At 59.7% G+C, this 12,518-nt stretch carries 11 protein-coding genes; 3 read left to right on the top strand and 8 right to left on the bottom strand.

The features are described from left to right. Nucleotides 1-29 precede the first annotated feature (29 nt). The gene (locus OK352_RS06090; RefSeq protein ID WP_265140558.1) at nt 30-1,325 is read right to left on the bottom strand and encodes a nucleotide sugar dehydrogenase; all 1,296 of its coding nucleotides are present in this window, start codon (nt 1,323-1,325) and stop codon (nt 30-32) included. A 94-nt stretch (nt 1,326-1,419) separates the two neighbouring features. Between OK352_RS06090 and OK352_RS06085 the strand changes: the two genes are divergently transcribed. Beyond that, nucleotides 1,420-2,556 carry a glycosyltransferase family protein gene (locus OK352_RS06085; RefSeq protein WP_265140834.1) on the top strand — a complete coding sequence of 379 codons (1,137 nt, stop codon included), beginning with the start codon at nt 1,420-1,422 and terminating at the stop codon, nt 2,554-2,556. On the opposite strand, the gene OK352_RS06080 is transcribed toward OK352_RS06085, so the two are convergent. From OK352_RS06080 to OK352_RS06060, 6 genes are read right to left on the bottom strand one after another with little or no spacing between them, the layout of a single operon-like run. Beyond that, a complete protein-coding gene (locus tag OK352_RS06080) occupies nt 2,542-4,350 on the bottom strand; it encodes an ABC transporter ATP-binding protein (RefSeq protein ID WP_265140557.1) in 1,809 nt (602 codons plus the stop codon). The two genes, OK352_RS06085 and OK352_RS06080, sit on opposite strands and share 15 nt — an antisense overlap. After that, on the bottom strand, nt 4,347-5,507 hold the full coding sequence (locus OK352_RS06075; protein ID WP_265140556.1) for a glycosyltransferase family protein: 1,161 nt from the start codon (nt 5,505-5,507) through the stop codon (nt 4,347-4,349). Before OK352_RS06075 ends, OK352_RS06080 begins: the two co-directional genes overlap by 4 nt. Nucleotides 5,508-5,515: 8 nt before the next feature. Continuing rightward, nucleotides 5,516-6,703 carry a glycosyltransferase family 4 protein gene (locus OK352_RS17690; RefSeq protein ID WP_372338082.1) on the bottom strand — a complete coding sequence of 396 codons (1,188 nt, stop codon included), beginning with the start codon at nt 6,701-6,703 and terminating at the stop codon, nt 5,516-5,518. Nucleotides 6,704-6,706: 3 nt separating this feature from the next. Continuing rightward, nucleotides 6,707-7,696, bottom strand: a complete 990-nt coding sequence (locus OK352_RS06070; RefSeq protein ID WP_265140555.1) for a Gfo/Idh/MocA family protein — start codon at nt 7,694-7,696, stop codon at nt 6,707-6,709. After that, on the bottom strand, nt 7,696-8,799 hold the full coding sequence (locus tag OK352_RS06065) for a DegT/DnrJ/EryC1/StrS family aminotransferase (RefSeq protein ID WP_372338085.1): 1,104 nt from the start codon (nt 8,797-8,799) through the stop codon (nt 7,696-7,698). Before OK352_RS06065 ends, OK352_RS06070 begins: the two co-directional genes overlap by 1 nt. Next, entirely contained in the window at nt 8,796-9,383 is a 588-nt protein-coding gene (locus OK352_RS06060) for an acyltransferase (RefSeq protein WP_265140553.1), read from the bottom strand. Before OK352_RS06060 ends, OK352_RS06065 begins: the two co-directional genes overlap by 4 nt. 84 nt (nt 9,384-9,467) lie before the next feature. Between OK352_RS06060 and OK352_RS06055 the strand changes: the two genes are divergently transcribed. Continuing rightward, nucleotides 9,468-10,172 (top strand): glycosyltransferase family 2 protein, encoded by a 705-nt coding sequence (locus OK352_RS06055; protein ID WP_265140552.1) that lies wholly within the window; start codon nt 9,468-9,470, stop codon nt 10,170-10,172. Between the two features lie 7 nt (nt 10,173-10,179). Beyond that, nucleotides 10,180-10,563 carry a DUF2304 domain-containing protein gene (locus OK352_RS06050; RefSeq protein WP_265140551.1) on the top strand — a complete coding sequence of 128 codons (384 nt, stop codon included), beginning with the start codon at nt 10,180-10,182 and terminating at the stop codon, nt 10,561-10,563. Here the strand turns inward: OK352_RS06050 and OK352_RS06045 are convergent. Further along, entirely contained in the window at nt 10,560-12,509 is a 1,950-nt protein-coding gene (locus tag OK352_RS06045) for a DUF6541 family protein (RefSeq protein ID WP_265140550.1), read from the bottom strand. The genes OK352_RS06050 and OK352_RS06045 overlap by 4 nt on opposite strands. Nucleotides 12,510-12,518: the final 9 nt, after the last annotated feature.

The following is a 12,518-nucleotide window of genomic DNA, read 5'->3' as shown; positions in this document are numbered from 1 at the left end:
ACCCCCTCAGTGAATGTCGTTCGGGATGATCACTGACCGCCGCCGATGACGAGGCGCGGCGTTCCCGCCCACACCGAAGGCTCGGTGGTGTTGCGTCCGTCGATCAGGAGCTTCACGCCCGGAAGGTCAGTTGCGGTCATCGTCTTATACTCGGCGTGGTCTGCTTGGATGATGGCGAGATCCACGTTGTCGCCTAGGTGATAGGCGTCCCAGCCGAAAGCAGCGAGTTCGTCATCGGAGTACATCGGGTCGTGCACTGTGACGGTCGCACCGCGGCCACGGAGCGCGTTGACGGTCTCGAAGACCCCGGAGAACGCTGTCTCTTTCACTCCGCCACGGTACGAAGCACCGAGCACAACGGCATTGACCCCGGCGAGGCTGCCAAGCACTTCTTCTGCCTTGTCAACGACGCGGCCGGGCATCGATGCATTGAAGAGCCGTGCCTGGCGCACAATGTCGGCATTCGGGTCTGTCGAGAGGTACAGGCGCGGGTAGACCGGGATGCAGTGCCCGCCTACGGCGATCCCCGGGCGGTGAATGTGGCTGTAGGGCTGCGAGTTGCAGGCTTCGATCACCTGGTACACGTCAACGCCGACGGTGTCGGCGTACACGGCGAACTGGTTGGCCAGGCCGATGTTGACGTCGCGATAGGTCGTCTCGGCAAGCTTGGCCATCTCGGCTGCTTCCGCCGTGCCGAGATCCCAGACACCGTTCTCGCGAGACAAATCCGGCCGCTCATCGAACGTAAGTACAGCCTCGTAGAATTCTTTCGCGCGGCGTGCACCCTCCTCAGACAGACCGCCGATCAGCTTGGGGTACTTGCGCAGGTCGTCAAAAACGCGTCCCGTGAGAACCCGCTCCGGCGAGAACACGAGATGGAAGTCCGTTCCCTCCGTGAGCCCTGAGCCCTGTTCAAGCATCGGCTTCCACCGGTTGCGCGTGGTTCCCACGGGCAACGTCGTCTCATACGAAACGAGTGTGTCTTTGGTGAGGTGCTCAGAGAGCGACGTAGTTGCAGCATCCATCCAGGCGAAGTCTGGGTCCCAGGTCTCGTCGTTGACGAAGAGAGGAACGACGAGAACCACGGCATCCGCATTCGGAATCGCCTCGGCATAGTCTGTCGTGGCCTTCAGCCGACCGGCCGGCACGAGCTCTGAAAGCTTCTCTTGCAAGTGTGCCTCACCAGGGAATGGCTCGGCCCCCTTGTTCACAAGATCAACCACATTCTGGTTGACGTCGACGCCGATCACATCGTGACCGGCATCAGCGAACTGAACGGCGAGAGGTAGACCGATTTTCCCAAGGGCGACAACCGCAATCTGCATGAGCATCAGTCTACGGGTACTGAGATGAATGAATGGTGGCTCTGGAGGCTCGGGTTCTCGGAAGCCAGAGCATTACCATTGCAGTGTGCCCCGCATGCCTCGGATCCTCGCCATTTCGTTCTCAGATTTCAGCTCTGACGCACGAGTACTTCGACAGCTCGATGTGCTGAAGGATTTTGGCGATGTCACGACAATTGGTTATGGACCATTGCCGCACGGCGCGAGCGACCACCTCGAGATCCCACGTGACCGCGCCTCGCTTCCTCAAACCATTCCGGGCGCGGCCAAGCTGGGGCTCAGACGTCATAGCTGGGCCGAGTTGACCGCCCCCGCTGAAGTAGCGGCGCTGGACCTCATCGGATCACGCTCCTTCGACCTTGTCGTCGCCAATGAGGCACGTGCACTTCCGCTCGCGCATGCGGTGAGGGGGAAAGCCCCAGTCTGGGGTGACATGCATGAATGGGCCCCTGAGGAACGTACTCACGTGTTGTCGTGGAGGCTGCTCGTGGCACCGTACATGCGCCACGTGTGCGAGAAATACCTTCCATTGACCGATGCCGTGACGACAGTGAATTCGTCAATTGCTCGCCTGTACGATCAACAGTTCGGAACGTCTGCCGAGGTCGTGCGAAATGCTCGTGGCTTTGAGGATCTTTCCCCGTCGAGGATGGAGCCTGACCGTATTCGTCTGGTGCACAGTGGCGCGGCCGTGCCTGGGCGCGATATCGAGAGTCTCATCACGGCTACGTTGAGCTTGGACCATCGGTTTAGCCTTGACCTCTATCTCATTCAAGGGAGAGACGGTGGGGCTTACTGGAAATCGCTTCGCGCGATGGCCGCGGACAGCGAGCGGATCCGCTTTCATGACGCGGTCCTTCCCGCGGAGCTCCCGCGCGTTCTGAATCAATACGACGTCGGAATCTTCAACCTTCCCCCGCGAACGACTAATCACCGCCTCATGCTGCCGAACAAACTCTTTGATTTCGTTCAGGCGCGTCTCGCTGTTGTGTTCAGCCCCTCCGTCGAAACAGACGCCGTCATATCCGCGTACAGTCTTGGCGCGGTCACGCCCGGTTTCACTGCGGACGATATGGCCGTAACCCTCAAACAGCTCACCCGGGAAGAGATCGCCTCCTTCAAGCAGAATGCGAACGAGGCGGCGTCCGCTTTGAGTGCAGAGACCGATGTCACAACCGAGCGCGCAATCGTGTCGAAGCTACTTCGCCTCTGACTCGCCGTCACCGACCTGTCCTATTCCGGACAACGCAGCCTGCTCGGCGAAATCCGGAACGTCGCGAACAAGCTCTGAGAATGTGCCCTGCGCATCGACTCTGCCTTCACGCAGGAAGTAGATCTGGTCTGCGTCCTTGATCGTCGACAGCCGATGCGCGACCAAGATGACTGTGACCTCGCCTTGCAGTTCGGAAATCGCGTGCGACACGGCGGCTTCTGTGCGGGAATCCAAGGCGCTCGTGGCCTCGTCCATGACCAAGACCAGCGGACGGCCGTACAGTGCCCGAGCGATCCCGAGTCGCTGACGTTGCCCGCCGGAAAGTGAGAGGCCACGTTCGCCGATTCGGGCGTCGATTCCGCCTGGACGCGTCTCGATTGTCTCGAGCAGCTGCGCCTGCCGCAATACCTCGCGAACACGCTCCCGGTCCACATCGTCGGTCCAACTCAACGCAACGTTCTGTGCGACCGTCGCGTCGAAAAGTGCGACATCTTGAGGGACGTAACCGACTCGTGATCGCCAGGCTCGTCTGATCGAGTTCAGGTTTGTCCCGTCGATTGAAACAGTGCCGGCCGTCGGGACGATGAGCCCGAGAACCAGATCGATCATTGTCGATTTGCCTGCGCCCGATGACCCGACGAAGGCCACGGTGGAGCCAAAGGGAATGGTGAAGCGCACAGAATCGAGGGCACGCACTCCGTCGTCTGAATACGAGAACGAGACATCGTGCAGATCAATCTTCTCGGGTGAGTCAGGGAGCGCAGACGAGTCCTTCTCAGCGACAGATTGTTTAGCGCTCTCACCGCCCTTGATCTCGCGGAGTACGAGCTCTGCGTGGGGAGCGTTTGCCGTCATCTTGTTCACGATCGTCTGGACCCTGACGATCGATGGTGCGACACGGAATCCGGCCAAACCGAACATGGCGATGGCTGCCATGGCTTGCTCCACGCCGCCCCCGAGGAACCCAGCGATTCCGACGAGGACAAATCCGCCAACAATGCCCGCCTCAAGCACATACCGGGGAACTTGTCCGTAGAACTGAACATTCGCCCGGGCCCGCGAACTGTGAACTCGGCCCGCGCGCACCACGTCTGAGACCTCACCAAGCTTGTTGCGCAGCGTCACCTCTTTCAACGCACCAACCATTTCGGTGATGAGACGCGACGTGCGAAGCGTAAATTTGAGGTTGGTCTTTCCCGCAATCCGTGACCGCTTCGCGACGACGATATACAGCAGAAAACCGAGGAAGCCCATATAGACAAGCGTGATGATCGCGACAACGGGCTGTGCCACGGCCAAGACGGCAACAACGGCGACAAAACTCATCGTCTCGCCCAGCACAGTCGACCCTGGAAGCAGGAATCCAGCGACGATCGCCCCCACACTTCCATCCGTAAGCCTGACGATATCGGAGGAGTTCTTCTTCAGCCGCTCCGTCCAGGGAAGCGCAGTGAAGGACTCAAACAGCATCGTTCCCAATTCGAGCTCGTACACCGCAAAGCGCTTCGTCGCGATTCGCAGAAGGATGACCGCACCGACACCCTTAAACACGATGAGCCCGCAGACAAGCGCAATGGCACCGATCAGACCAGGTCCTCCGACCTCACCCACTATGGGGAGCGTGATCGTTGTCTGGCTGATCAAAGGTGAGATGACGATCGCCAGCACACCGAGCGCTGCGGCATCCAGAATCGCAAGAATTCCCAGTCCGATGGAATAACCGGTCAAGAACCGCTTGGCGTTGCCCGGCAGTATTTTCAGGACATCTCTATAAAGCCCGTAGAGTGCTTTCATCGGTCGTCCTCGAGGATGCGGCGCACCATCTGCTGCCAGATCGCAACTTGCTCTTCACCCGAGAGTTTCTGAGCATTCGCGTCAGAGTTTCGCTTCCACAATTTCACGTCGTCGACGGTCATCGACTCAAGTGTTCGCTTGAACTCGGCGACCTCGAATCCTCCCGCAACCGCGCCGAGCTTGTGCTCGTCAAGAATCCGCATCATCTCAGGAGATGGGCCGATGATGATGCCAAGACGCGCCTGAATGTAGTCAAAAAATTTGTTGGGCAGGCACCACGCCAGATTGAACGTCGTCGGCGCGATAATAGACACTCCCACGTCATAGTTATTAAGCGTCTGCACGAGTTCGCTGTATGGCACAGGATCCATAAAGCGAATCCTGTCGCTCCCTTGTGCAAGAGCCCGAAGCTTGTCAGAGTATTCCGGGATCTTATGCATGAGGTACAGATCGAGCGTGACGTCAGCATCTGCGTCACGCACTGCCTCGATCATGACCTCCAGCTTGCGGGCTGGAGCCGCGATCCCGCTATGTACCAGTTTGATGGTCTGAGACACCTCGCCGATAGGAAGATCCTGATAGGGGGTTGCGTTAGTTATCAGCTCAGGGACGAAATCGAAATTGCGGGAATACTCGTCGACGATGCCCTGGCTGACGGTCCCGACTCCGGCCGCGTGCGCGACATGGGCGCGCAGAATCCAACGAAAGTACGGTGCGATCAGAAACCGCCAGAGCCGCGAATGCTCGTTTTGCCGCGGAGCGTACTCGTGCAGGTCAACGATGACTCCGTGAGTGGAGGGAAGGCTCATCGCCAGAGGTGTGGTGGCAACGTCGTGAGTGATGATGAGATCCCACTCTCGGCCCTTCAGCGCCTTAGCCGCCATCTTGTTCCGCGGCGCCGTACGATAAGTCAGCGTGTAGAGGCGCGTGAGTAACGTAAAGGGATAGATGAAACGATCCCACAAACCAGGCAGACCGCGCCTCAGCGCTGGCTGTTTGAACTCAATGTGCTCGACGACATCAGGGTGGGGCGACTCCCCGAAACCTGCTGTGGTGACGTCGTAGTCCTCGACGAATTTGTTGATCTGCTTCAGAGCACGCGGGGCGCTCTTTATCGGGGTATACGTAAGGACGAGGATTCGCTTCTTGCCGGGCACGTTCACTGTTATATCGGTTTCTGCTGGTGGCGTCGTGTGCGGCTAGAGGCGATGGCTTCCAAGGCTCCTCGAACTCGAGCTGCAACTGCGGTGATATCTACGTTCTCACGAGCCCACGCGGCAGCGCGGCCTCTGTCAGAGACGGTTGTTGTTGTGTCGAGCATGTCACGCATCGCAGCGGCGACTGAATCGACATCGTAGTCGGATGCGATTCCGTAGCCAACCTCATCGATGAAGTCCCGGCCCGGGCCCGTTCCAGCGTAGATCACGGGCGTGCCGCAACTCGTGGCCGCGTACATTTTGGTCGGAAAGGCGAAGTCGTACCCAACACCGGGTTTCACGGAGGCAAGGGCAGCAGTCGCTCCTCTGAGCCAGCGTGCAATTTCCGCGGGGCTCGTACGAGGCAACACTTGAATGGCTCCATCGGCCATTGATTCTGCACTTTCGGTTATCGCGGGAAAGTCACTCCCCTGGCCGACGTACACGAGGGCTGCCTCGGGGTGATCGCGGCGAACCTTCCGAAACGCATCAACAAAGATTCGTGCGCCATGGACCTCTGACGCTGTACCTGTATAAATGAAATACGGAGCGCTGATCCGTTGAGTAGGGCCTTCCGGTGAGAACGCTGTGAGATCTGACCCGTTCCCAACAGTTCGGACGTTCGCTGTCACACCCAGCTCACGAAGCCGCTGTGTGACGCCGTCGCTGACGGAGAGCACGAGCTGCGCCCCGCGCATTGCGAATCTCTCGAGCCAACGTACGAATGTGACGACAAGCCCGGGAGCTCCGGCCGTTTGCGAAGCATCAGACCAGATATCGGCAGCGTAGTACGCGTACGGGATTCGTCGAAGAGCACACACTAGTCGTACGACGGCCCCGGTCGTCGGCGGTGGTTCGACTAGGACGACGTCAGCCCGCCGCGACACAATCAATCTCAGAACCAGAGGTATGTCGAAACTCATGTACTGCAGGTATCCGCGCACATAACCGGCACGATCTCTAAGGACTCGCGCCCTCCTGACCGTTACGGCGGGCTCGTCGAGCTCAACGTCGCTCGACAGCCCGGGCGGAGGAGTCGAAGTGAACACAGTGACAGCGTGTGATTTCTCTGCACACGACTGAGCGACTGCACTCAGTCGAAACGACGCCGCACCGGGCTCAGGGGAAAATATTCTGGTGACGAGTGAGATCCGCATAGGTCACACAGCGACTGCTTCACCCGACCTCGCCGATTCGAGCGTTGCTTCAACGACCTCGAGCGCCCGGAGCCCTTGCTGCATCGTGACGATATCGCTTGGTTCACCGAGCACTGCATCGCGGAATGCTTCGTGTTCAACCCGAAGCGGCTCGCGCTTGGCAAAGGCATACCGGGTGACGTCGCCCTCCGAAACCCCGCGGAATGCGCTCACGGACTCCCATTCGAGCGGAATTGTTCCGTTGGCGTAGAACGTGAGATCGCCCGTCGCCGTGTCTGCCACGAAGGCGCCCTTTTCACCGGTGACGACCGTGACGCGCTCTTTCATCGGGCTGAGCCAGTTCACCAGATGACTTACAACCGCGCCCGACTCAAGTCGTCCGGTGACCGCGATCATGTCTTCGTGCTTGCGCCCACTTTTGAATGCCGTCTGGGCAAACACCCGGGTGTAGTCGCTCTGTGTCACCCATGCAGTGAGGTCGATGTCATGTGTGGCCAGGTCTTTGCCGACGCCGACGTCAGCGATTCGAGCCGGAAACGGCCCCTGGCGTCGTGTCGCCACTTGATACACGCTTCCCAATTCGCCAGCGGCCAGACGGCGACGCAGTTCCTGCAGCGCTGGATTGAATCGCTCAATGTGCCCGACGGCACCGACCAAACCGGCCTGCGCGAATGCCTCAGTCATGCGCCGACCCGCCTCAACAGTCTCGGCAATCGGCTTTTCGACAAACGTGTGCACACCCGCTGATGCAAGCTTCAATGCCGCGTCCTCATGAAAGCGCGTGGGCACTGCCACGACTGCCATGTCGATGCCTGCCGCGATGAGCCCCTCAACATCTGGATGGACGTCTAGGTCACCAGACACACCGTGAGGATCTCCGGCGGGATCCGCTATCGCGACGAGATCAACCCCGTCAATCTCGCGGAGTACGCGTGCATGGTGCCTCCCCATCATCCCAATTCCGAGAAGACCTGCGCGTAGATCGTCAGCCATTATGCTCCAGCCTGCGAGACAGCGTTGACAGCCGTGATGATGCGTTCGAGCTCATCCGATGTGAGCGAAGGATGGACGGGAAGCGAGACGACCTGCGCTGCTGCGCGCTCTGTCTCTGGGAGCTCAAGACCTTGTGCGAATCCCGCCAGCGATGGAAGTCGGTGGTTGGGCACCGGGTAATAGACACCCGCACCCACGTTATGCTCGCTCCGAAGTGCCGCGACGAAGCCGTCGCGGTCGTCAGGAACGCGCACGGTGTACTGGTGATAGACGTGTACGGCTCCGATTGCGACCGGTGGAGTGACCACTCCAGTCAGGTTGGCATCGAGGAATGCCGCATTCTGCTGACGAGTTGCCGTCCATGCGTCAACCTTGCTCAGCTGGACGCGACCAATCGCCGCATGAATATCAGTCATTCGATAGTTGAACCCCACGAGCTCGTTCTCGTACTGCTTCTCCATACCCTGGTTGCGCAGCAGTTTGGCTCGGCGCACGAGTTCGGCGTCGTCAAAAGAAATCATGCCGCCTTCGCCGCTGGTCATGTTCTTCGTCGGATAAAGGCTGAACATGCCGAATGCGCCAAAATTGCCCACGGTGCGCCCGTCAAGAGATGCCCCATGAGCTTGCGCGGCGTCCTCAAAGAGAGCAACCCCGTGCTTGTCTGCGATGCCCCTAAGTTCGTGCATATGCGCCGGGTGTCCGTATAGATGGACCGGCATGATGCCCTTTGTCCGCGAGGTAATCGCGGCCTCGACAGCGATCGGATCAAGAGTGAACTGATCCGGTTCGATATCGACGAAAACAGGGGTCGCACCGGTCAACGCGACAGCGTTTCCCGTCGCCGCAAACGTGAAGGATGGCACGATGACTTCGTCACCCTCACCGATTCCGGCGGCCAAAAGACCGACGTGCAATCCTGACGTGCCTGAGTTCACCGCAACCACGGTGCGGCCAGGCACGAAATGCTCTGCAAACTCGGTCTCGAACGCTGCAACCTCTGGCCCCTGCGCCACCATCCCGCTCATCAGAACACGGTCGACAGCAGCCCTCTCGTCGTCTCCGATGATCGGCTTCGCCGGGGGGATGAAGTCGTCCGTCACTATTTTGATACCTCTTTCAGCTCGCCATCGATTTCAGCATAACGATCGCCCGTGACTGGGCACATCCAGTATCCGTCACGCTCACTGAGCGGATGCCCCGACGTGCCGACCCATCCAATGTGCCGAGCAGGAACGCCGGCAACAAGAGCGTGATCCGGAACGTCTTTCGTCACGACGGCTCCAGCCGCCACCGTCGCCCACGTACCAATTGTCACGGGAGCGACGCAGACGGCACGAGCCCCGACCGAAGCACCCCGCTTGAGCGTCACGCCGACAGCTTCCCAATCGTCGGCCGACTTCTGCGTGCCATCAGCGTTGATTGCACGCGGGTATGTGTCGTTCGTCAATACTGCGGCGGGCCCGATAAAGACACCATCAGCAAGGTCGGCTGGCTCGTAGACGAGGGCATAGTTTTGAATCTTGCAGTTGTCGCCCAGGCGCACTCCTGTGCCAATGTAGGCGCCCCGACCAATCACGCAGTTTGCCCCCAGCATCGCGTCTTCGCGGACCTGAGCGAGGTGCCAGACCGACGAGCCTGCGCCGATTTCAGCGCTCTGCGCGACGTCCGCGGAGTCGACAATTCGCACGTTTGGTCTTTGTTGCACCGTTTTCTCGCTTTCGTCGAACGGTCCGGGCGCGTCTCAGACTAGCGGGTCTGCCAGAATGGAGCCATGACGCCACCCGAACCCCGTGCCAACAGCCGCGTTGGCACCGGAGATACGTGGGTAGTGATCCCGCTGTTCAACGAAAAAAGTGTCATCGAGACGGTGATTCACGATCTTCACCAAGAGTTCACCAAGATTGTCTGTATCGACGACGGGAGTTCGGACGGTTCGGGGGATGTGGCACGTCGAGCGGGTGCGAAGGTACTCCGGCACCCGGTGAACCTCGGTCAGGGTGCGTCGCTTCAGACTGGTTTTGAGTACGTTTTGACACAGCCGAACGCCCGCTACGTCGTCACCTTCGACGCTGACGGACAGCATCGCGTCGAGGACGCCGTCAGCATGGTGGCTCTTGCGCGCTCGGAGGACCTCGCGATTGTCTTCGGTTCTCGATTCCTTGATAAGCGCACACGTCCTGGAGTTCTCAAACGAATCATCCTGAAGACTGCGGTCTGGGTGACCAACATGACAACGGGACTGAGGCTCACCGACGCCCACAACGGCCTTCGCGTCATCCGCACCGACGCGCTCTCGAAGATCGCTCTCGTGCAAGACCGTATGGCGCACGCGACGGAGATCGTCCTGAAACTAGGGCGCACAAAACTCCCGTGGCGCGAGTACCCCGTCGAGCTGCTTTACACCGACTATTCAAAGGCGAAGGGACAGTCAGTTTTGAACTCGATCAACATCCTCGTCGACCTCATCGTCCGTTAGGCGCATCGTGCTCATTCAGATTATTCTTGTCATCGGGGTCATAGCCGTCGGCATATTCTTTACCCGGCCGACCGGAAGCGACAGCCATCTTGCGCTCCGAAGACTGTTCCTCGGAGCCTTCGTCATCGTTGCGATCCTCTCGATCATCTTTCCGACCTGGCTCACGTGGTTTGCAAACCTGATCGGAGTCGGCCGCGGTGCCGACCTTCTTCTCTACGCTCTTGTACTCGCTTTCCTCGTATTTGTGTCGACGACGTATCGGCGCAATGTTCAGGTCAATCGCCGTATCACTCGCCTCGCGCGGCAGATCACACTCGCTACTGCTGCTATCGACAATGTCGAGGCGAGTGACGACTCGACGCGCCCGAGCCCGAAGACCGACGGCTCCTAGAGCCCACAGGCCACGATCCGATACAGAACTTTGTCACCCTCGCGGTCGACTTCTTCAACAGCATCCGAGTTCTCAAGATCAAGCAGACCCTCGAAGCCAATCCACGTCTTGACGTCGAGCCGGCTGCCATTAAAGCGGTCAGCGCCGAAGTCGAGAACGTAGCGCGCGCCCGTCTCACGGATCGCATCGCAGACGCTCGGGTCGTCCCCTGCCTCATTGAGCTCCGTGTTCACGACGACATTCGGCTCGGCGTGCGAGGTGTTGAAGTGGGGATTGAGCACCTCCCGATCAGCGAGCGCCATCGCCCAGGATGTTCCCGTCCATGGATTACCCACGATGATCGCGTCGTCTCCGACCTCGTCACGCAGCCTCTGAATGAGCGCGTATTCGTCGTCATCAAGAATGCGTGAGCGACCGTCAAGCCGGTACGCATCTGCCGCGTGTGCGACGGCATGCGTCATTGCCGTGAGCTGCGTCGAAGCGATCAGAACAACAAGTGCCGCGGATGCTGTCACGAATCGCACGGGCCGAGAACTCCGCGACATTCGTCGGGCGAGCAACCGCCAGACAGCTTCTACCCCGACAACGACAAGGACGAGGGCCGGTAGGACGAGGAACGCCTCGAGCCGGGGAACATCTTTATAGAACATTCCAAGCGAGAGATTCCTGAGGTCTCCTGCCGGCAGTACCCCACCGAGAAAGAAGAGTCCGGCAGCCGCCGCCCACATGACGACAAACCACCACTGCCGACGCCGAAGAGCGACGACGAGTCCCACGATGATGAACACGGCGACCACAATGGCGATAGGTCGGTCACCGCGAGAGAATCCGAAGGTATCGAGCAGCACTTCCGGAACTGACCCGTACCGGTTCCACGGCGCTGTGTAACCGAAGCTACCGATACGACGCCAGATCAACGCATAGCCGGCAACCACGACGAGAACCCCGATGACGAGCGTCACTCGCACACCTGTGCTCTTCGCTGCGTGTATCCAATTCGCAGCGACAGCGACGAGTCCGATGACGCCGAACAAACCGAGCCCGAAAACTACGGAGGGCTGCGACAGACCGATCGCCACAACGACACACGCCAAGCTCAAGATCTGCAACGTCACAGAGCCGAGCCGACGACCATTCACGAGTCGAAACAGGCTCAGTCCCACTGCGAAGCCAGCAGGCAGCAGCGCGAGCGCCAGGAAGTAGGAGAACAAGACGCCGTAGTCAAGCATTCCCAAGGGAAATGCTGGAAAAGCTCCGGCCGCGACCCCGCCAACTACGAGCGCAGAACGTCGCGCCGGAACAAGAAGACGCACGAGTGCGAGAACGCCCACCGGCCACACCAGGGCGGCAACAACCACGTTGACGATGTTCGCGGTCTCGACGAGACCAGCCCACGGTGCTGCCATCGCTACAACCGACACCAGATCGTGCCAGGCCGCTGGATAAAAGGTCGATCGGCCAGGAGGAAGGATCAGCCCGGTCACATTCAACGACGACCCGTTTGCAGTGTCGATGATGTATCGCACTCCATTGAGGTGGAAAGGCGCGTCATACGTCTGCGACACATTGCCCGGGGCACCAATTGCGAACCCCAACTGCACGCCGATGATCACCACAGCGATCGCAGTTCCAGCGACGAAGGCGGGCGAAAAACCCACGACACTCACCACTGACTTCGGGAACCACGCGCCCGTGATCGCGCGTCTGATCACCAAGGTCGCCGCGGCGAGGACGACGAACGCACCCAGAGCCGAGATCAACGTCCACGGCACCCCAGCTAAGCCGAAAGCGATTGCAGCCACGGCCAGAACGGCAATCGTCACGGCAGGTGCAGCCAGAGAAAGGAGAAGGCGCCGAGCGCCAGCTGCAGCTGCGATGAGGCCACCCGGAATGTAGATGATCAGCACCGCGAGTAGCGCTACCGGGATAGCTTCAAGCCAGGTCATGGCCGCAGT

Source organism: Microbacterium sp. MPKO10 (assembly GCF_026107415.2).
In the GTDB taxonomy this organism is placed as follows: Bacteria; Actinomycetota; Actinomycetes; order Actinomycetales; family Microbacteriaceae; genus Paramicrobacterium.
Note: the sequence above shows the minus strand (reverse complement) of the source record. Positions and strands in the feature narration are given on the sequence as shown.

Coding starts and splice junctions, on each gene's coding strand:
- OK352_RS06090 (WP_265140558.1), bottom strand. CDS start 1,325: ATGCAGATTGCGGTTGTCGCCCTTGGGAAAATCGGTCTACCTCTCGCC.
- OK352_RS06085 (WP_265140834.1), top strand. CDS start 1,420: ATGCCTCGGATCCTCGCCATTTCGTTCTCAGATTTCAGCTCTGACGCA.
- OK352_RS06080 (WP_265140557.1), bottom strand. CDS start 4,350: ATGAAAGCACTCTACGGGCTTTATAGAGATGTCCTGAAAATACTGCCG.
- OK352_RS17690 (WP_372338082.1), bottom strand. CDS start 6,703: ATGCGGATCTCACTCGTCACCAGAATATTTTCCCCTGAGCCCGGTGCG.
- OK352_RS06070 (WP_265140555.1), bottom strand. CDS start 7,696: ATGGCTGACGATCTACGCGCAGGTCTTCTCGGAATTGGGATGATGGGG.
- OK352_RS06055 (WP_265140552.1), top strand. CDS start 9,468: ATGACGCCACCCGAACCCCGTGCCAACAGCCGCGTTGGCACCGGAGAT.
- OK352_RS06045 (WP_265140550.1), bottom strand. CDS start 12,509: ATGACCTGGCTTGAAGCTATCCCGGTAGCGCTACTCGCGGTGCTGATC.